Genomic DNA, 20,409 nt, shown 5'->3' with positions numbered 1-20,409 from the left:
GCGCGGCACATAGCCGGCGAAACTCCGCGACGCCCCCGCTCCTCGCCGCGCTACCGCGTCGCCGGATCGAACGGACGGGGGCCCCTCGAGTGCTCGAACAGGCAGTTCCGCCGATGCCGCCCGCCCCGGTGAACCGGGCCGGAGACCCTACCGCGTGTCACCGGTGCCGGCGCCGAGAAGATCCACAGCCAGCTCGGTGCCGGTCGCCGCCCGCACCTGCTCCACCTCCACCTGCGGGGCGAGTTCGCGCAGTACCGGCCCGCCGTCGTCGATATCGATGACGGCGAGATCGGTGATGATCCGCTGCACCACGCCCTGCCCTGTCAGCGGCAGCGTGCACTGCTCGACGATCTTGGCGCCGCCGGCGCGATCTGTGTGTTCCATGACGACGAGGACGCGGCGGGCACCGTGCACCAGGTCCATGGCACCGCCCATGCCCTTGACCATCTTGCCCGGCACCATCCAGTTCGCGAGATCACCGGTGCGCGAGACCTGCATACCGCCGAGGACGGCGGTATCGATGTGCCCACCGCGGATCATGCCGAACGACAGCGCCGAATCGAAGAACGCCGCCCCGGCATTCACCGTCACGGTTTCCTTGCCCGCGTTGATCAGGTCGGGATCGACCGCGTCCGCGGTGGGATAGGGTCCCGTGCCCAGGATGCCGTTCTCCGAGTGCAGGACGACCTTCACCTCCGGCGGGAGGTAGTTCGGGATCAGCGTCGGCAGGCCGATGCCCAGGTTCACGTATTCACCGGGGCGCATTTCGGCGGCGGCCCGTCGCGCCATCTGCTGCCGGGTCCAACTCATACCGATACCTCCCGGACTGTGCGCTTCTCGATCCGTTTGTCCTGCGGCCCGGTACAGACGATGCGCTGAACGAAGACGCCGGGCAGATGGATCTGCGAAGGGTCCAGTTCACCGGGCTCGACGAGTCGTTCCACCTGGGCGATGGTCACCTTCCCGGCCATGGCGGCGAGCGGATTGAAATTCATCGCGGTCTTGTCGAAGACGAGATTGCCCTCGGTATCACCGGCGACGGCGTGCACAAGCGCGAAATCGGCGAGGATCCCTTCTTCCAGGACATAGCGCCTACCGTGGAATTCCCGCACCTCCTTGGGCGGGGAAGCCACCGCCACCGAGCCGTCGGCCCGGTAACGCCAGGGCAGACCGCCCTCGCTGATCGGCGTCCCCACCCCGGCCGGGGTGTAGAAGGCGGGGATACCCGCGCCGCCGGCCCGCAGGCGTTCGGCCAGCGTGCCCTGCGGTGTCAGTTCCACCTCGAGTTCCCCGGCGAGGTACTGGCGGGCGAACTCTTTGTTCTCGCCCACATAGGACGCCGTGACCCGCGCGATCCGTCCGGCGGAGAGCAGGATGCCGAGTCCGTAGTCGTCGACCCCGCAGTTGTTCGAGTAGACCTCGAAACCGGTCGCCGGTCCCGCCGCGATCGCCGCGATCAACGCGTCCGGGATACCGCAGAGGCCGAATCCGCCGACCGCCAGCGTCGCCCCACTGCCGATATCGGCGACGGCCGCGGCGGCCGACGCCGCCACCTTCGCGCTCATCGGTGGGCCTGCGTGGCGGGCAGGATCCGGGCGCGCACCTCACCGAAACCGATCCGGGCCCCTCCGGGCCCGGGTGCGGTGGCCGCGATGGCGATCTCGTCACCGTCCTCGAGGAAGGTCCGGGTCTGTCCGTTGACCTCGACCGGTTCGGCCCCACCCCAGGTGAGTTCGATGAACGCGCCGCGCTGGTCCTTCTCGTCCCCGGAGATGGTGCCGGAGGCGAACAGGTCGCCCGTGCGGGCCGCGGCCCCGTTGATCGTGGTGTGGGCGAGCATCTGCGCAGGCGACCAGTACATCCGGGCATAGGGCGGCCGGGAGACCAGTTGCCCGTTCCATTCGACGGTGAGATCGACGTCCAGGCCCCATTTCTGCTCACCGCGCAGGTACGGCAGCGGTTCGGGATCCTGGACCGGCGTGTCGATCCGGGCCGCTTCCAGGGCGGCCAGCGGCACCACCCACGGCGAGATGGAGGTCGCGAAACTCTTCCCGAGGAACGGGCCGAGCGGCACGTACTCCCAGGCCTGGATATCGCGGGCGGACCAATCGTTGACCACCACGGCGCCGAAGACGTGCTCGGCGAATTCGTCGGGCGTGATCACGCTGCCCGGCTCGGACGGCACACCGACGACGAAACCCAGTTCGGCCTCGATGTCGAGTCGCCGGGACGGGCCGTAGCTCGGGACCTCCTCGGCGGGTGATTTGCGCTGCCCGCAGGGGCGGACGATATCGGTGCCGGAGACGAGCACGGTGCTGGACCGGCCGTGGTAACCGACCGGAAGGTGTTTCCAGTTCGGCATCAGGGGCGCCGAATCGGGCCGGAAAAGCTTGCCCAGATTGGTCGCGTGCTGTTCGGAGGCGTAGAAATCCACGTAGTCGGCGACCTCGATGGGCAGATGCATCGTCGCATCGGCGAGGTCGAACACGGCGTCCGCGGGCACAGCACCCCGGACAAGTTCGGTGATCCGGGTACGGACGGCTGCCCACTGCCGCGGGCCGCGCGCCATGAAATCGTTGAGCGACGGGCGCGCGAACACCTCGTCGCCCAGCGCGACGGCCAGATCGACGACCTGGTCCGCGACCCGGACACCGACGCGCGGCGCGGTGCCTGGGGTGGAGAAGACGCCGTAGGGCAGATTGTCGATCCCGAACGGGGAATCGGCGGGGATATCGATGACGGTCATGACGCTGAGCTTTCGGAGACGGGCCGCAGGGCGGCCGGGAGCAGGTTCAGATCCACCAGTTCGGTGAGAGGGTCGCCGATACTGCAGGTTCCGAACGAGCGGAACGCGGCCCGCACGGCTTTCTCCTCGGCTTCCGACAGCGCGGCCAGTTCGGCGGCGACCGCGGCGCCGTTCCGGTTCGCCAGCACCGCCTCGAGCGCGCCGGTGTCGGCGCCGGCCAGAGCCAGGTGGGTCGCCAGCAGCAGATTGAGGAAGCCGTGCTGTTCGAACCCGGTGGTGGGGTCGGTGTTGCGGACGGCGTGGTGCAGTCCGGCGGTCGCCTTGAACGGGATCCCGGCGGCAACGGCCGACCGTATCGCCGCCGCGAGTTCCCGCTCGTCCGGATACGCCGCGGCCACGATGCCGCCGGTGCGGAACTTCGCCGCGTAGGGCGAGCCGGCGAGCCGCTCCAGGAAGGCCGGGCGCCGCTCGTCCCGCGGCACCTCGACGAACACCTCGAGGCCCACGGTCGGGCCGGCGATCGATTCGAGCGCCGCGAAGAATTCCGGCGCGCACGACTGCGCAGGGGCGGCGATCTCCAGTCCCGTCACGGTCAGCCCGTCGATCGCGGCGGCCCGCTCCAGCGCCGGAGCCACGCTGCCCGGTCCCTCCGGAGCGGTGAACACCGCGGTCAACGGGCCGGGTGCCCGCTGCGCCAGTTCGACCAGACGCGGGACAGGGAAGATCAGCGGGCCGACGAGCGCGGCGAAAGCGCTGTCCCGATAGCGCGTATGCGCGGCCAGCGCGTCGGGCAGCGGCGCGTTGCCGGGTGGGAAAAGTGCCGCGTCGTCGCACAGGCCGCGCAGGAGAGCGGGAATCACGCGCTCGCCTCCCCCAGCCACGACCAGGCGTACTCCGGGTCTTCGCACGCGAGCGCGCCCTCACCCAGTTCCAATGGGGCGAAGGTGTCCACCATGACCGCGGTCTCCTCGACGGATTCCAGGCCCAGCGAACGTTCCATACCGCCGGGCTGCGGCCCGTGCGCGTGCCCACCGGGATGCACCGACACCGACCCGAGGCCGATACCGGAACCCTTGCGCGCCTCGTAGTTCCCGCCGCAGTAGAACATGACCTCGTCGGAATCGACATTGGAGTGGTAGTACGGCACCGGGACGGCCAGCGGGTGGTAGTCGACCTTGCGCGGGACGAAATTGCACACCACGAACCCGGCGCCCTCGAACGCCTGGTGCACCGGCGGCGGCTGATGGACCCGGCCGGTGATCGGCTCGAAATCGTCGATATTGAACGTGTACGGGTACAGGCAGCCGTCCCAGCCGACCACATCGAAGGGGTGCCGCGGGTACACCATGCGGGTGCCGACGATGCCGCGGGAGGTGCGATGTTTGACGAGTACTTCCACATCGGTGCCTTCGGCGAGCAGCACCTCGCGGGGGCCGTGCAGGTCGCGCTCACAGTAGGGCGCGTTCTCCAGCAGCTGCCCGAACCGCGAGAGGTACCGCTTGGGCGGCACGATATGGCTGCTCGACTCGATCGCGTAGGCCCGCAGCGGTTCCTCTCCCCGCGGAATCCAGCGGTGCGTGGTGGAGGTCGGGAGCATGACATAATCGCCCGGCCGGGCGTCGAGGGCGCCGAACACCGTTTCCACCCGCGCCGCACCGGATTCGACATAGACGATCTCGTCGCCGAGGGCGTTGCGGTACAGCGGCGACTCCTTCGCCGCGACCACATAGGAGATCCGCACATCGGAGTTGCCGAGCAGCAACCGCCGTCCGGTTACCACATCGGTCTGCGCCCAGGTACCGGCCGGGAACAGGGCGTGCAATTTCAGGTGCCGGGGTTTGAGCGGATGGTTCGGTGTGGTGGTCTGGTCGGGGACCTCCCACAGATCGGCTCCGGAGATCGCCGACGGGATGCCGCGGTGGTACAGCAGCGACGAATCCGAGGAGAAACCCTCCTCCCCCATCAACTCCTCGTAGTAGAGCCGGCCGCTGTCGTCGCGGTGCTGGGTGTGGCGTTTCGGCGGAACATTGCCGAGTTGGCGGTAGTACGCCATGACCTGCCTCCTCGTGGGAACGAATGTGGATCAGACAAAGGCGGGCTCACCGTGCCGCCGCGGGCCGACCGCAGTCGGCCCGCGGCGGCGACGCGATCAGTCCACCCGTAGTTCGATGCCCTTGGTCTCCTCGACGAAGAAGACCGTGACCAGCGTGAGCAGCGCGCAGAACACGAAGTAGCCCGCGGGCGCCAGCGAATTGCCGGTCACATCGATGAGCCAGGTCGCGATGAACGGTGCGGTGCCGCCGAGCAGCATGTTGGTGATGTTGTTGCCCAGCGCCAGGCCGCTGTAGCGGACCGAGGCCTTCAGCATCTCCACGTAGGTCACATACGAGGCGCCGTTGACCACCGAAACGCAGATGAACAGGACCGACTGGCCGACCACCGCCTGCCAGGCGCCCGCCCCCGACATCAGCACGAACATCGGCACGCCGAGCACCGCCGCGGCGACGCTGCCCCACAGCAGCACCGGCTTGCGGCCGTAGGTGTCGGCGAGGTACCCGGCGATCGGCAGAGTGATCACGCCCAGCACCAGCGCCAGCGAGGTGGACAGGAACGCCAGCGTCGAGGAATGACCGCCCGCGGTCTGCAGGTAGGTCGCCGCGTAGACCGAGGCGATGTAGTAACCACCGGTGATGAGCGCGCCCAGGAAGACGATCTTGACCACGGAACCACCCGAGGTGCGCAGCAGTTCCATCACCGGCAGTTTCTTCGTCTCACCCTTTTCGGCGAGTTCCTCGAACTGCGGGGTGTCCTCCATATGGTTGCGGATCCAGATACCGACGACACCGATGACCACGCTGAGCAGGAACGGAATGCGCCACGCCCACGACAGGATCGTCTCTTCGGAGAAGATCGAGGTCAGGGCGAGCGCGACCAGCGAAGCGACGAGGGACCCGAGATAGGTACCCGAGTTGACCATCGAGGTCTGGGTCGCACGCCAGCGCCGCGGCGCCGATTCCGAGACGAAGGCATTGGCACCGCCGAGTTCGCCGCCGGCGGCGAAGCCCTGTAGGCACCTGGCCAGCACCAGAGCCGCCGTGGCCCAGACGCCCAGCGTGACGTAGGTCGGCATCAACCCCATCAGCACGGTGGCGATCACCATCAGCAGGATGGTCCACGACAACGCGCTCTTGCGGCCGTACCGGTCACCGATATGACCGAAGAAGATCCCGCCGGGCACCCGGAGGAAGAACGCCACCGCGAACGCGGCGAAGGTGCCCAGCAGCGCGGCCGTCTCGTTCTCCGAGACGAAGAACAGGGTGGCGACCACGGTCGCCATGTACCCGTAGATACCGAAGTCGTAGTACTCGACGACGGTACCGACGATGGCCGCGCGGACCACCTTCACCGACGACTGGCCCTCGGAGCCACCGGCGGCCGGCGCGGAGCGGTGCGCTTCTTTGGGCATCAGCTCGTTTCCCAACATGTCAGTTACCTTGTGCTTTCGTGCGAGAGTGCGACTCGGCCGCGGCCGCGCGACCGGCGATGCGCCCCATAGTCAATGCGTTGGCGACGGCGTTGCCGCCGCCCACATAGCGGAGTCCGAGGACCCCGCCTCCGGCCTCGCCCGCCGCGAAGAGTCCCGGCACGGGACGTCCGGTGGCGTCGAGGACGGCAGTATCGGTAGTGATCTCGAGGCCCGTATGGGTGCAGACGAGTTCGGCGGGCAGGATCTCGGCCGCGTAGAACGGTCCCTCGGTGATCGGTTCGAGGTGGGTATCGCTGTGTTTGGCGGCCAGCGAGACGTGGCGGCGGAAATCGTCGTCGGCACCGGCCGGCAACTGGGCGTTCCACCGGTCCACACTGGCCTTCAGCGTCACGGCCGGCACCTCGATGGCCGCCGCGAGTTCGTCCCAGGTGTCGGCCCGGGCAGTACGCCCGGCCGCGGCCTCCTCGGCGACGCGCTCGGGAGTCCAATCGGTGTAACCGGCCGGGAGTCCCACCCGTGCCTTCTCGTCGAAGATCATCCAGGCGGAGCCGCCCTGCTGGTCGAGGATCCCGGTCGACACCGCGTACGGCGCGTCCTCGTCCATGAACCGCCGGCCGTCCCGGTTGACATACAGCCGCGACGGCGGCGGGAAACCGGACTGCCAGTGGTGGTGTCGCTGGAAGTACACGGTCGGCATGAGCAGACCCCACTCGTGCCCGGTCAGGGCGGCGTCGACCCGGGCGCCGAAGCGCAGATGGTCCCCCCGGCTGCCCGGCGCGGCGACGACGAAGAGCGCGTCGCCCGCGGCACGCGCCGCCGGGAAGTAGCGGTCCACGAAACCGGGGTCCTGGGCGAATCCGCCGGTGGCCACGACCACCGCGGCGGCGCGCACCTCGATACCGTCGGCCACCACCCCGGTGACCCGGCCGTCGGCGACCAGGAGGTCTTCCACCCGGGTGTCGAGCACCACCTCGACGCCGTGCGCCCGGCGTGCCCGGTCCAGTACCTGGACCAGGCCGTAGCCCTGGTCCTTGGGTACATGCGCGCGCCAGACGTCCTCGACACCCGCCCGGGCCAGTCCGGGCTGATGGGCATTCCCGGACTCGACGGCGGGAATCTCCACCCCGAGGCCGATGAGCCATTCGAGGGTCGGCGCGGCCTGCTCACAGAAGGTGTGGATCAGGCCCGGGCGTAGCACCCACTGGTTGAGATCCATGTAGTGCTGGAAGAACTTCTCCGCCGAATCCTCGATACCGAGCGCACGCTGCACACTGGTGCCGGCCGCGGTGAACAGGCCCGCGGACAGCTGGGTGGAACCGCCGAGCTCCCGTTCCGATTCGAACAGCAGCACCGAGGCGCCGTCCTCGGCGGCCGAGACCGCCGCGGCCAGACCGGCCCCGCCACCACCGATCACGATGACATCGAATTCGTCGTCCACTACAGGCTCCCCTCGGTCTCCGCGACGATTCGGTGGTACAGACCGTTGGAGACCAGGCCACCGTCGACGGTGACCTCACTGCCGGTCATATAGCTCGACCGATCCGACAGCAGGTGCAGGACGGCGTCGGTGATCTCCTGCGGCGCGCCCATCCGGCCCATCGGGATGGACCGCAGCGACGACTCCACGAACCCGCCCGAGCCGCTCACCAGCGCCGTGCCCACCAGGCCCGGGTGCACGGAATTCACCCGGATATTCCATTTCGCCAGGCCACCGGCCGCCGATTTCGACAACCCGGTCAGCCCCCATTTGCTGGCCGAGTAGGCCGGCGAGAAGTAGCCGATCTGCCCGGAGATGGAGGAGATGTTGACAATGGATCCGCCGCCGGAGTCACGCATGAGCGGCGCCACGGCCTGCATCCCGTAGAAGGGGCCGAACAGGTTGATCCGCAGCGTCCGGTCCCAGATCTCGTCCGGGGTGTCCATGAACTCGAGCCGCCGCGAGATACCCGCGTTGTTCACCAGCCCGCCGAGCTCGCCGCGCCGGGAACCGATCTCGTCCACCACCCGGGTCCAGTCCTCCCGGTCCGCGACATCGAGGCGGTGGCTGCTCGCGGACCCGCCGGCGGCGACGATCTCCGCCGCCAGCTCTTCGGTGTCGGCGACGTCGGCCAGGCACACATGGGTGCCGAGCGCGCCCAGCGCCCGGGCGTGGGCCGCGCCCATACCCGCGGCGGCGCCGGTGACCAGGACGACGCCGGGATAGTTCGGCCGATCAGACATGGCGGGACCCACCGTCGACGGCGATGCTGTGCCCGGTGACGTAGCGGGCGCTGTCGGACAGCAGGAACAGCAGCGGGCCGAACACTTCCTCGGGCGAGCCGAGCCGATGCAGCGGGACGACCTCGAGCGCGTGCGCGAGCGCGGCGGGATCGTCCTGTACCCAGCGGGTCATTGCGGTGTCGATATAGCCCGGCGCGATGGAGTTGACGCGGATCCCTTTGTCACCGAGTTCGACGGCGAGCGATTCGGTCATATGCGCCACCGCGGCCTTGGATGTGCAGTAGGCGCCGCGGCCCTTGCGCACCCGCAGCGCCGAGACCGAGGACATGTTCACGATGGCGCCGCCGGGCGCCATGTGCCGGGCCGCTGCCTGCGCGCCGTAGAGCACGCCTTCGACGTTCACCTTCAGGGTCGCGCCGATCTGCTCGGGTGAGATGTCCTCGGCGAGCGCGAAGGGGAAGATACCGGCGTTGTTTATCCAGAAATCGATCCGGCCGAATTCCGCGACGGCGCGTTCGGCGAGTTTCTCGTGGTCGGCGGGGACGGTCACATCCGCGCGCATCCCGACCACGCGGCCCGGATCCGCCGCGAGCGACTGCGCGGCGAGTTCGGTGCCGATCCCCTGCGCGGTGGCGACGACCTGCTCTTCGTTGATATCGGCGGCGACCACCGACACCCCGCGGGTGGCCAGGCCCGCCGCGAACACCGCACCCATACCCTGGGCCGCCCCGGTGACCACGGCGACCTTGCCGGCCATTTCCGGGTAGTGCGCGGTCATCGGTGCCGCGTCGGTGCGCCCGGGGTTGGGCTGCTCGGTGGTGGTGCTCATCTGTTGTCCTCCGAAATCGTGTGGAAATCCGTGCGGGGTCGCGCCGCGGCCTACCGCTGTGGCGCGTCGTCGCGGGAGACGCGCCGGTGGGCGACCGACCAGCGGCCGTCACCGAGTTCGAGGCGGTCCTCGATCGTGGTCATCCGCACCAGGCGCGCGGACCCACCGCGCGGGGTGGCCACGATCTGCAGGTAGGCGTGGGCCTCGAGGGTCGAGGAGTCCAGGCGCCGGACCGCGATGTTCGTGACGACGTGCCGGTGTACCTCGCCCGCCGCCCGGGCCGCTTCGTGGAACGCGCGCGCGAATTCGGTGAGCGCCGCGGTCCCCGTCACCGGCTCGGGGTAGCTCGGTGAGTGGAACTCACCGGCCGGTGTGAAGGTGGCCGCCCAGTCGGCGGCCCGGCCGTTGTCGATGTGATGGCTCTGGAAGCCGTACAGCTGGTGGACCGCGGCGACCGTCGCCGGATCGGGTAGGTCGCCGATCGAAACCGTGGTCATCGAATTCTCCTCGACGTGATCGCAGAGCCTCCGCTTGCCCCCGCCGACTCAGTGTGCGATAATCGCACGCACTGTGCGATATGAGTGAAGGCTAGGTGTCGGCACTCACAAAAGTCAAGAAGGACGTGATGAACCACAGCACCGCCACCGGGAGTGCGCCCACCACCGGCGTCGAGCTCGACTCCGGAATGTCGAAAACGCTCCACCACGGGCTCGAGCTCCTGGAGGCCCTGGCCCGCCATCCGCACGGGCTGTCGATCACCGACCTCGCCGAGACCGTCGGCGTGCACCGCACCGTCGCGCATCGGCTGGTCCGCACCCTGGAAGCCCACCGCCTGTGCCGCCGTGACGACACCCGCCGCGTCACGCTCGGCGCGGGCCTGGTCACCCTGGCCGAGCCGGTCGAACAGGACCTGCGCACGGTCGCGCGGCCGGTGATGGAGGAGCTCGCCGAACGCACTCGCGCCACCGTCCACCTGGTACTGCGCGAGAACACGACCGAGGTCCGCGCGCTACTGGTGGTCGAACCGCGCAACGCCCAGGTCCATGTGGCCTTCCGGCCGGGTCAGGTCCATCCCATAGACCGCGGCTCGGCGGGGTTGGCGATGCTCGCCGCGCTGCCGCCCGTTCCCGGTGAACGTCCCGAGGTCGAGACGGCGCGCGCCCGCGGCTACGCCCTCACCCGCGGCGAGGTCGTCGCGACCGTGTTCGGCATCTCGGCGCTCGTCCCCCGCCGCCGGGGCGAACCGGAAGCCACCATCGGCATCTCCGTCTTCGAGGTCGACGACGAGCCGGCACTGGCGGCCGCGGTCCGCGACGCGGCCCGGCAATTGGGCACCCTGCTGCACTGAATCCGTCCCCGGATCGCCGCGAACCCCTGGCGGCGCGTCTGCGGGGGTTCCGACGACCGGGTGGTTTCGGTAGGGCCGGAATATGCCGGCCGCACCCCGGCCCCGCGCGTCGCGCCCGCGCGGTACCGCGTCCGCCGCCGGGCCGGGCAACCCACCGCCCGAGCACCGGCCGGCGAACTCCGCACACACCACCTCACCTGCACGAAGTGCCCGCCCAGGTCGCTCACGGGCACCCTTCGCTCAATCCAACGATCGGTGCCTGTAGCGCCGTGTCGGTGGATTGCGACATCCCTTTCGGGTAAGTGTTCTCCGGATCACTCGGTCGTTCGCGACCCGGCCGATCGACCCGCCCACCGAAAATACGGGCGAGTAGCACCCGCACGCTGTGCACATAGTGGTCCCGCGGGTGCACACTACGCAGAGCCGAGCCGCAAACGGTACTTCCGTGACCGTGCCCTACAGACGAAGGAGCCAGGGATAGTGTTCAGTCGTATCGCCATCGTGAACCGGGGAGAGGCGGCGATGCGCCTTGTCCACGCCGTCCGGGATCTGGCGGCCGAAACCGGGCAGCCGATCCAGACCATCGCGCTGCACACCGATGTCGACCGGAACGCGACCTTCGTCCGGGAAGCCGATATCACCTACGATCTCGGCCCCGCCTCGGCCCGCCCCTACCTCGACCTCAAGGCCCTCGAGCGCGCGCTGGTGGCGACCGGCGCCGACGCCGCCTGGGTGGGCTGGGGATTCGTCGCCGAAGACCCGGCCTTCGCGGAACTGTGCGAGCAGATCGGCGTCACCTTCATCGGCCCGAGCCCCGACGCCATGCGCAAACTCGGCGACAAGATCGGCGCGAAACTGATCGCCGAAGAGGTCGGCGTGCCGGTGGCGCCCTGGAGCCGCGGCGCCGTCGAGACGGTGGAGGCCGCCACCGCGGCCGCGGCCGAGATCGGCTACCCGCTGATGCTGAAGGCGACCGCGGGTGGCGGCGGCCGCGGTATCCGGGTCATCAACAACGAGGCGGAGCTCGTCGACGCCTATGAGCGCACCAGCCAGGAGGCGGCGCGCGCCTTCGGCAGCGGCATCGTGTTCCTGGAGCGGCTGGTCACCGGCGCCCGGCACGTCGAGGTCCAGGTGATCGCCGACGGCCAGGGCACCGCCTGGGCCCTCGGGGTGCGCGACTGCTCGGTGCAGCGCCGCAACCAGAAGGTCATCGAGGAGTCGGCCTCGCCGGTGCTGCGGCCCGAACAGGCGGCCGAGCTGAAGGCGTCGGCGGAGCGGCTGGCGGTCGCGGTCGGCTACCGCGGCGCGGCGACCGTCGAATTCCTCTACCACCCCGGCGACGAGCTGTTCGCCTTCCTCGAGGTCAACACCCGCCTGCAGGTCGAGCATCCGATCACCGAGATCACCACCGGTTTCGACCTGGTCCGCGCCCAGCTGCACGTGGCCTCCGGCGGCCGGCTCGAGGGCGAACCACCGGCCGAACGCGGGCATGCCATCGAGGCCCGGCTCAATGCGGAGGATCCCGACCGCGACTTCGCCCCGTCCCCCGGCCGGATCGCGCATCTGGACCTGCCGGCCGGACCGGGTATCCGCGTCGATACCGGCGTCAGCGAGGGCGACACCATCCCCGCCGACTTCGATTCCATGATCGCCAAGATCATCGCCTACGGCCGCAACCGCGACGAGGCGCTGGGCCGGTTGCGCCGGGCGGTCATCGAGACCCGGGTGATCATCGAGGGCGGCGCGACCAACAAGAGTTTCGTGCTCGATCTGCTGGATCAGCCGGAGGTCATCGACGGCAGCGCGGACACCGGCTGGATCGACCGGGTGCGCGGTGAGGGGCGGCTCGTCTCCCACCGGCACTCCGCCATCGCCCTGGCCGCCGCCGCCATCGACGCGTACGAAGAAGAGGAGCAGGTCGAACAGCACCGGCTGCTGTCCACCGCCTCCGGCGGCCGGCCCCAGGTGCAGCACGACAGCGGACGCCCGCTCGACCTCAAGCTGCGCGGCGCGAGCTACCGGGTGCGGGTCGCCCGGATCGGCGCGCACCGCTTCCGGGTCGGGATCGAGGCGGGCACCGATATCCGCACCGCCGACGTCGACCTCGAACGTTTCGATCAGCACACCGGGCAGCTCGTGGTCAACGGTGTGCGCTACCGCCTGATCACCGGCACCCACGGGCCGGTGCACCTCGTCGACGTCGACGGGGTGACCCACCGGGTCAGCCGGGACGAGGGCGGCGTCGTCCGCTCCCCCGCGCCCGCGCTGGTCGTGGCCACCCCGCTGGAGGTCGGCGCCGAGGTCGAGGCCGGCGCTCCGGTGCTGGTGCTGGAGAGCATGAAGATGGAGACGGTGCTGCGGGCACCGTTCCGGGCCCGGCTCAAGGAATGCAATGTCTCGGTCGGCACCCAGGTGGAGACCGGCGCGCCGCTGCTGCGGCTGGAACCGCTCGCCGAGGAGGGCGACGAGGCCGAGGCCGCCACCGCGACCGCCTCGGTCGAACTCGATCTGCCCACCGACGCGGGCCTGGCGCAGCCGCACCAGCGGATGAGCCGCGGTCAGCAGGATCTGCGCAGTCTGCTGCTGGGCTTCGATGTCGACCCCCACGACGACCGCCGGGTACTCGACGAATACCTCGCCGCACGCCGCGCCGCCGTGGCCGACAACCGCCGCCCGCTGGCCGAGGAACTCGAACTCGTACAGGTCTTCGCCGATCTGGCCGAGCTGAGCCACAACCGGTCCTGGGAGGACGATCCCACCCCGGGGCATGTCCACAGCGCCCGCGAATACTTCCACACCTATCTGCAGAGCCTCGATGTCGAGCGGGCCGGCCTGCCGGAGTCCTACCGCGCCAAGCTCGCCCAGGCGCTCGCCCACTACGGCGTCACCGAACTGGACCGCACCCCTGACCTCGAGGCCGCGGTGTTCCGGATCTTCCTGGCCCAGCAGCGCCCCGCCGATACCGTCGAGGTCGTCTCGGCGCTGCTGCGGGAATGGCTGAACGAGCCGATGCCGGACCGGGTACTGCGGGAGCCCGTCGGCTTGGCGCTGGAACGACTCGTCGCCGCGACCCAGGTGCGGTTCCCCGTGATCGCGGACCTCACCCGTGGCCTGGTCTTCGCCTGGTACGGACAGCCCGTGCTGCGCCGCAACCGGGCACGCGTCTACACCGATGCGCGCAAGCACCTCAGCTACCTCGACGCGCATCCGGACGCGGCCGACCGGCCCCGGCGGATCGCCGAGATGGTGAGCGCCACCGAGCCGCTGGTGCGCCTGCTGGGCCAGCGACTCTCCCGCGGCTCCGCGGACAACACCGTCATGCTGGAGGTGCTGACCCGCCGCTATTACGGAAACAAGGACCTCACCGACGTCCGCACCCGCGACGCCGGTGATTACACCTTCGTCGTCGCCGAACGCAAGGGTGTGAGCCTGGTATCGGCCGCGGTCAGCTTCGACTCCCTCCCCCGGGTGGTGGCCGGACTGGCCGAACTGTCCACCGGTTCCGCCTCCATCGAGGCCGATATCTACCTGTCCTGGGAGAACCAGCCCGAGGATTTCGATGCCATGGCGGCGGCACTGCAGGAGGTGCTCAACGCGCAGCCGGTGTCCAACCAGGTCCATCGGATCACCGCCACCGTGGCGGGCAGTGACAACGCGGTCATGCACCATCACTTCACCTTCCGCCCGTCGGCGACCGGCCTCGACGAGGAACGGCTCATCCGCGGCCTGCATCCCTACATCGCGCAGCGGATGCAGATGAAGCGGCTGCACAAGTTCGACCTCACCCAGCTGCCGTCCTCGGACAACGAGGAGGTGTACCTGTTCCGGTGCGTCGCCAAGGAGAACCCGGCCGATGAGCGTCTCGTCGCGTTTGCGCAGGTCCGGGACCTGACCGCACTGCGCGATCACGACGGCCGGCTGGTCACCCTGCCGACCGCGGAGAGCACCATCGCCACCTGCCTGGACTCCATCCGCCGGGCGCAGTCGGGGCGGCCGTCGTCCAAACGGCTGCAGACCAACCGCATCGTGATGTATGTCTGGCCGCCGATCGATATCACCCGCGGCGAACTGGAGGCGATCGTCGAGCGGGTGCGGCCTACGACCACGGGCGCGGGCCTGGAGGAGATCCTGCTCATCGCGCGCCAGCGTGACGCGCGGACCGGCGATCTGGTGAAGCTGGCCCTGCGGATCTCCTTCGACGCCACCGGCGGCACCGAACTGACCGTCGGCGAGCGGTCCGACGATCCGGTCGAGCCACTGGACGCCTACCGGCAGAAGGTGCTGCGCGCCAGCAGCCGCAATACGGTGTACCCCTACGAGCTCACCGGCCAGCTCGGTGACTTCACCGAATACGACCTCGACGCCGACCACACGCTGGTTCCGGTCGACCGGCCCAAGGGCCGCAACACCGCGGCCATGGTGGCGGGTGTGGTGACCACCGTGACCGAACGGCACCCCGAAGGCGTCACCCGGGTGGTGCTGCTCGGCGATCCCACGAAATCGCTGGGCGCGCTGTCGGAGCCGGAATGCCGCCGGGTGATCGCCGCGCTGGATCTGGCCGAGAAGTTGCAGGTCCCCCTGGAGTGGTACGCCCTGTCCTCGGGCGCCCGGATCTCGATGACCTCGGGCACCGAGAACATGGACTGGGTGGCGGCCGCGCTCAAGCGCATCGTCGAGTTCACCCAGGACGGCGGCGAGATCAATATCGTGGTGGCGGGGATCAATGTCGGCGCCCAGCCGTACTGGAACGCCGAGGCCACGATGCTCATGCACACCAAGGGCATCCTGGTGATGACCCCGGATTCGGCCATGGTGCTCACCGGTAAACAGGCCCTGGACTTCTCCGGCGGTGTGTCGGCCGAGGACAACTTCGGTATCGGCGGCTACGACCGGGTCATGGGCCCCAATGGGCAGGCCCAGTACTGGGCGCCGAACCTGCACGCCGCCCGGGCCGTGCTGATGTCGCACTACGACCACACCTACGTCGTCCCCGGGGAGAAGGGGCCGCGCCGGGTGCCGACCACCGACCCGGTGGATCGGGACATCTCCGGTTTCCCGCATGTCATGGCGGACAGCAGTTTCACCACTGTCGGCGAGATCTTCTCCGCCACGGCCAACCCGGACCGCAAGAAGCCGTTCGATATCCGGACGGTCATGCGGGCGGTGGCCGACCAGGACCACGAGGTGCTGGAACGGTGGGCGGGTATGGCCGACGCCGAGACCGCGGTCGTCCAGGACGCGCATCTGGGTGGTATCCCGGTGTGCCTGCTGGGCATCGAATCGCGCGGCGTGCCGCGGCGCGGTTTCCCGGCCACCGACGGCCCGGACACCTACACCGCCGGCACCCTGTTCCCGCGGTCGTCGAAGAAGGCCGCACGGGCGATCAACGCGGCCAGCGGCAACCGGCCGCTGGTGGTGCTGGCGAACCTGTCCGGCTTCGACGGTTCCCCGGAATCCATGCGCAAGCTGCAGCTCGAGTACGGCGCCGAAATCGGCCGCGCGATCGTCAATTTCCAGGGCCCCATCGTGTTCACCGTGATCTCGCGGTACCACGGCGGTGCGTTCGTGGTGTTCTCCAAGACGCTGAACCCGAATATGACCGTGCTCGCGCTCGAGGGGTCGTTCGCCTCGGTGCTCGGTGGCGCCCCCGCCGCCGCGGTCGTCTTCGCCGGCGAGGTGGACAAGCGCACCGCGTCGGACCCGCGGGTCCGCGATCTGGAGGCCCGCGCCGCGAACGCCTCCGGAACCGACCGCGCCACCCTCACCGCCGAACTCGACGAACTCCGGTCCACGGTCCGCACCGAGAAGCTCGGTGAGGTCGCCGCGGAGTTCGACCGCGTGCACGATATCCACCGCGCGGTCGAGGTCGGTTCGGTGGACGCCGTCATCAGCGCGGCCGAACTGCGTCCGCGCATCATCGAGGCCATCGAGGCACGGCTGGACGCCTGATCACCGGACAGTCGTCCTCGACGACGTCCACCTGAGCATCGGGGCCCCGCCGCATATGGCGGGGCCCCGATGTGTTCGAAATCCCCGCGGCCACTGCCATCCGACAGCGGGCCGGTCCGCTGCGCCCGGCACTCGGTACGCAGGCCCTGAACAGTTCCGCACACCGATGCGGCGGGGGCTTCCCGATCCGCTCCGGTGGCCGGCCGCCCTCGCGCCGGTGAATTGGCATCGGGCGGAGCACAATCCTGGCCGCGCCCTCCGGCCGGATCTACGGTCGGCAACCATGACCACCGGCACGACAGCACTCAACGACATCACCGAGGCCACCGCGAAGGCCGTGCGGGACGACCCCGCTGCCGCGACGGTGATCTTCCGGGCCGCAGGCACCCCGCGGGGCGCGGTGGGCAGCACGATCACCGCGGGCGCGCACCGCTTCCCGGTCGACGAGCCACCGGCGCTCGGTGGCGACGACACCGCCGCGAACCCGGTCGAGGTGTATCTCGGCGCATTGATCTCCTGCCATATCGTCACCTACCGGTTCTGGGCCCAGCGGCTGGGCCTGGTGGTCGATGAACTGTCCGTCGAAGCCGAAGGCGACCTGGACGTACGCGGCTTCTTCGGTCTCGACGACCGGGTGCGCGCCGGCTTCCAGGCCGTGCGGTTGCGGGTGCGGGTCACCGGGCCGGAGACCGCCGAGCGCTACGCCGAACTCCAGGCCGCGGTCGAGGCGCATTGCCCGGTCCTGGACCTGACCACCGGCGTGACACCGGTGCACACCACGCTCGAAACCGCTCGGGCCGGGAGTCCGGGAACATCCGCGAGAAAGTCTCGGTAAGGAACTACCGCGGATAGCTGCCGATTTCCGGTTCTGACCGCCGGTAACGCCCACTTCCCTGATGGCTGTCAGGGGGTAGGTCCGTGCAGCAGTAGACAGTGCCGCCGGGGCCGCCCGCGCACCCAAGAGCCGTCTCGTAACCAAGTTTTCGAGACCGCGCCGAACCCCGATAGGTGTTCGTGCCCGTCTCGATATCGCCCGGGCGATATCGCGTGAATCAGCCCGCAAACCATATGGTCTGTATTTTCGGGAGCGGTAGGTGATCATGTCCGCGTGGATCTTGATCGAATCAGTACCCGAGCCGCGGAACTCGCGGCGAGCTTCGGCGTACGGGCGCCCCGCGTCGTGGCCATGAACAGCACAGAATCGGCTGCGGGTTGGATTCTCGGCGATCACCACCGGCACCAGGTGTCGTAGCCCACCTGGAAGTCAGGTAGGCGCGCTGTTCAGAATCGGTAGTGGAGTATGCGTGTGCCCTGGCGGGACATCGCGGTGCTGCGGGCCATGAGGCGGGTGAGTGCACGCACCGGTTGCGGGAACGCGGCCACTTCCGGGGCGCGGGTAAGCAGTTGCTCTGCGACCAGGGTGAGGCCGGCGTCCCAGTGCTCCGGCTCGTGCGGGTCGTCGAAGCCTTGGGCGGCGGCGATGCCGAGAGCCTTGATGGAGGGGTGGTATTTCATCGCCCAGGCGGCGAAGCGGGTGTAGCCGTTGAGCGCGAGTTCGCCGGCCGAGAGCCGGGTGACCAGTTGGCGGATCATGGTCTGGAACGAATCGCCGGGCAGGAAGGGCACCAGGCCTTCGGCCACGATCATGGCGGGTCGGTCGTCCGGCAGGACCTGTGACCAGTTGGGCTCGGTGACATCCGCGGCGACCAGGTGTGACCGGTCCGGGAGGTATCGCTGACGTAGGTCTGCGACCTCGGGGAAGTCGACGTCGTACCAGTCGACGCCGGAGGGTGGGGCGCAGCGGGCAAACCGGGTGTCGAGGCCGCAGCCCAGGTCGACGACGATCGCGTCGGGGTGTGTGGCAATGAACTGGTGGATGACGTCGTCGAGCTTTCTGGCGCGGAGCGCGGTGCTGGCGACGAGGCTCGGCTCGAGTTCGAGCTTGGCGAAGTCGTAACCGGTGTCCTCGGCGATCCGGTCCGCGACCGCTGCGGCGAGGGTATCGCCGAGGATCGGGTTCGGTCCCGTACTGTCCATTGCTCGTGCGCAGAGGGTGAGAAACAGCGTCTCCTGGACCGGGCTGAGGCCGAGTTGTTGCGATGGCATGGGTTTCCTAGTGCTTCGGGGGGGTGCGGGCGGCGATGTCCCGCAACCAGGTCAGGGATTCCTGGGCCGCCTTGATGCGTTCGGCATGTACGCCTTCGGTGAGGGCGAAGCCCTCCTCGGCGATATCGCCGAACGCGCTGAGGCTGTCGAGTTTGCGTTGGACGACCTTGTGCCAGGCGTCGTCCTCGATGCGGTAGTAGGCGGTGCGGTCGCCGGGGCGGCGGACCTTGCGCACCAGCCCGATGGTGGTGAGCAGGCGCATGTTGGAGGTCAGGGACGCGCGGCTGGCCTGGATCGTGTCGGCGATCGCGCCGGCGGACTGCTCAGGTGGGTCGCAGATCATCAGCCAGCCGAGGACGCGCCCGGTGATCGGCGGCAGCCCCCACTCCTCCACGCAGAAGGTGGCTACCCGTTCCACCCATCGCATAAGCTGGTCCTGCCGTTCGTCGCCCATTGCGCCTCACTCCCTATGTCCGGTGGTCACCATTTCATAGCGGCGACGGACTCGTGGGTGGGCGTCGGGGTGGTGGTGGCCAGTCGGGTCCGGCGCAGGTACCGGTCGAACCAATCGACGGCCAGACCTATCGCCTCCTCCAGGCCGGGGCCGGTGTAGAGGCCGAGGACGTCGTAGGGCAGAACCTCCAGTCGCTTGGGCTCGCCCGCCTTGGCGAAGGCGGTCTGCGCTTCCTCGAGCATGTGGTACGGATCGTGGCCTCCGTTGGCGATCATCAGCAGCGGCGTCGGCGCGAGCCGGTCGATGAGGTTCTCCGGCGCGAAGGTGAGCATCTGCTCGGTGGAGTCGAGGGTCTTCTCGTTGCGGTAGGTGGGATACAGCTCGCTCGACAGGTTTTGGGCGCCCTTGGCGGTCTCGTGGTCCAGGTTCAGGTGCGGCACGCGGGCGCTCTCGCCGGTCTCGTAGCGGCGTTGCCAGTCCTCGTCCAGCCGCTCGCGCAGTGCGTGCAGCCCGTTCCGGCCGAGCAGCCGCTCCAGGTACCGCCACCCGTTCCACACACTCGGACTCTGCACGACGACACACTTGGCGCGCCGGTCGAGCACGGCGGCCTGGACGGCGACGGAGCCGCCGATGCTGACGCCCCACAGGCCGATGCGCTCGGGTTGGACCTCCGGGCGCGCCTGGAGGTAGGAGATCGCGCTGCGGAAGTCCTCCACCTGCCGTTCCGGGTAGTCCAGCCCGCGCGGCTCGCCCTCGCTCGACCCGACGGTGCGGTAGTCGATGGCCAGCACGACAAAGCCCGCTTGCACGAAGTAGGGGGCGAAGTAGACCAGTGCCTCCTTCACCATCACGCCACTGTGTCCGAGTACCAGCGCGGGCGCGGGCGAGCCCGCGGACACCTCGTCCGGCAGGTAGAGGTCGCCTGCGCAGCGGGTGCCCAGACTGGTGAATGTCACGGGTTCTGGCTGCACGGTCATGAACACCCCGAAAGGCACTTGTTACTATAGATTTCAGTCACCACTGAAATGTATAGCAACTCTTTGCTAGTTGTCCAGGTGCGGGCTCCGGTAGTGGTCGCCGAGAATCCAACGGAGTTCGGAAATCTCGGGTCGTCGTGATCCATCGGCGAGTGCCGTCCTGCGCCCGGACGGCCATCACCGAGAGCGCCTTCGGCTGCGGGTACTCCTATCCGCCCGATTATCGGCGGGCACTACGGTGACCCCTCCAGCCGGCGCGCCGACGCGGGCGTGGTTGTGTTCATCGCTGCCTA

General features: G+C 69.1%; 16 protein-coding genes. 3 read left to right on the top strand and 13 right to left on the bottom strand.

Annotated features, from left to right (window positions below):
* Positions 1-147: 147 nt before the first annotated feature.
* The 10 genes from ON38_RS27560 to ON38_RS27515 all read right to left on the bottom strand — a co-directional run bounded on the left by ON38_RS27560 (position 148) and on the right by ON38_RS27515 (position 9,779).
* Positions 148-810, bottom strand: a complete 663-nt coding sequence (locus tag ON38_RS27560; RefSeq protein WP_051165283.1) for a 3-oxoacid CoA-transferase subunit B — start codon at positions 808-810, stop codon at positions 148-150.
* Positions 807-1,565, bottom strand: a complete 759-nt coding sequence (locus tag ON38_RS27555; RefSeq protein ID WP_039827967.1) for a CoA transferase subunit A — start codon at positions 1,563-1,565, stop codon at positions 807-809. The genes ON38_RS27560 and ON38_RS27555 overlap by 4 nt, the downstream gene beginning before the upstream one ends.
* Positions 1,562-2,746 (bottom strand): fumarylacetoacetase, encoded by a 1,185-nt coding sequence (gene fahA, locus ON38_RS27550; protein WP_039827966.1) that lies wholly within the window; start codon positions 2,744-2,746, stop codon positions 1,562-1,564. The genes ON38_RS27555 and fahA overlap by 4 nt, the downstream gene beginning before the upstream one ends.
* Positions 2,743-3,606, bottom strand: a complete 864-nt coding sequence (locus ON38_RS27545) for a hypothetical protein (RefSeq protein ID WP_039827965.1) — start codon at positions 3,604-3,606, stop codon at positions 2,743-2,745. Before ON38_RS27545 ends, fahA begins: the two co-directional genes overlap by 4 nt.
* Positions 3,603-4,799 carry a homogentisate 1,2-dioxygenase gene (locus ON38_RS27540; protein WP_039827964.1) on the bottom strand — a complete coding sequence of 399 codons (1,197 nt, stop codon included), beginning with the start codon at positions 4,797-4,799 and terminating at the stop codon, positions 3,603-3,605. Before ON38_RS27540 ends, ON38_RS27545 begins: the two co-directional genes overlap by 4 nt.
* A 96-nt stretch (positions 4,800-4,895) precedes the next feature.
* The gene (locus tag ON38_RS27535) at positions 4,896-6,212 is read right to left on the bottom strand and encodes an MFS transporter (protein ID WP_051165295.1); all 1,317 of its coding nucleotides are present in this window, start codon (positions 6,210-6,212) and stop codon (positions 4,896-4,898) included.
* Between the two features lie 19 nt (positions 6,213-6,231).
* Complete coding sequence (locus ON38_RS27530; protein WP_039827962.1) at positions 6,232-7,671, bottom strand: FAD-dependent oxidoreductase; 1,440 nt, start codon at positions 7,669-7,671, stop codon at positions 6,232-6,234.
* Positions 7,671-8,453, bottom strand: coding sequence for an SDR family NAD(P)-dependent oxidoreductase (locus ON38_RS27525; protein ID WP_039827961.1), 783 nt, complete (start codon positions 8,451-8,453; stop codon positions 7,671-7,673). Before ON38_RS27525 ends, ON38_RS27530 begins: the two co-directional genes overlap by 1 nt.
* Positions 8,446-9,282 (bottom strand): SDR family NAD(P)-dependent oxidoreductase, encoded by an 837-nt coding sequence (locus ON38_RS27520; RefSeq protein ID WP_039827960.1) that lies wholly within the window; start codon positions 9,280-9,282, stop codon positions 8,446-8,448. Before ON38_RS27520 ends, ON38_RS27525 begins: the two co-directional genes overlap by 8 nt.
* Positions 9,283-9,332: 50 nt before the next feature.
* Positions 9,333-9,779: a nuclear transport factor 2 family protein gene (locus tag ON38_RS27515; protein WP_039827959.1), complete on the bottom strand. Its 447-nt coding sequence runs from the start codon at positions 9,777-9,779 to the stop codon at positions 9,333-9,335.
* 128 nt (positions 9,780-9,907) lie between these two features.
* Between ON38_RS27515 and ON38_RS27510 the strand changes: the two genes are divergently transcribed.
* The 3 genes from ON38_RS27510 to ON38_RS27500 all read left to right on the top strand — a co-directional run bounded on the left by ON38_RS27510 (position 9,908) and on the right by ON38_RS27500 (position 17,414).
* Positions 9,908-10,630, top strand: a complete 723-nt coding sequence (locus tag ON38_RS27510) for an IclR family transcriptional regulator (protein ID WP_051165293.1) — start codon at positions 9,908-9,910, stop codon at positions 10,628-10,630.
* A gap of 480 nt (positions 10,631-11,110) precedes the next feature.
* A complete protein-coding gene (locus ON38_RS27505) occupies positions 11,111-16,579 on the top strand; it encodes an ATP-binding protein (RefSeq protein WP_039827956.1) in 5,469 nt (1,822 codons plus the stop codon).
* Positions 16,580-16,862: 283 nt separating this feature from the next.
* Complete coding sequence (locus tag ON38_RS27500) at positions 16,863-17,414, top strand: OsmC family protein (RefSeq protein WP_051165281.1); 552 nt, start codon at positions 16,863-16,865, stop codon at positions 17,412-17,414.
* Positions 17,415-17,860: 446 nt separating this feature from the next.
* On the opposite strand, the gene ON38_RS27495 is transcribed toward ON38_RS27500, so the two are convergent.
* The 3 genes from ON38_RS27495 to ON38_RS27485 are packed head-to-tail and all read right to left on the bottom strand — an operon-like array spanning position 17,861 to position 20,116.
* Complete coding sequence (locus tag ON38_RS27495) at positions 17,861-18,685, bottom strand: class I SAM-dependent methyltransferase (protein WP_039827954.1); 825 nt, start codon at positions 18,683-18,685, stop codon at positions 17,861-17,863.
* A gap of 7 nt (positions 18,686-18,692) precedes the next feature.
* Entirely contained in the window at positions 18,693-19,139 is a 447-nt protein-coding gene (locus tag ON38_RS27490) for a GbsR/MarR family transcriptional regulator (protein WP_039827952.1), read from the bottom strand.
* A 26-nt stretch (positions 19,140-19,165) separates the two neighbouring features.
* On the bottom strand, positions 19,166-20,116 hold the full coding sequence (locus tag ON38_RS27485) for an alpha/beta hydrolase (RefSeq protein ID WP_051165291.1): 951 nt from the start codon (positions 20,114-20,116) through the stop codon (positions 19,166-19,168).
* Positions 20,117-20,409 lie beyond the last annotated feature (293 nt).

Origin of the sequence: Nocardia testacea NBRC 100365, from assembly GCF_000308775.1 — a bacterium.
GTDB lineage: Bacteria > Actinomycetota > Actinomycetes > Mycobacteriales > Mycobacteriaceae > Nocardia > Nocardia testacea.
The sequence above is the reverse complement of the archived record's forward strand: the minus strand, read 5'-3'. Positions and strand labels throughout refer to the sequence as shown.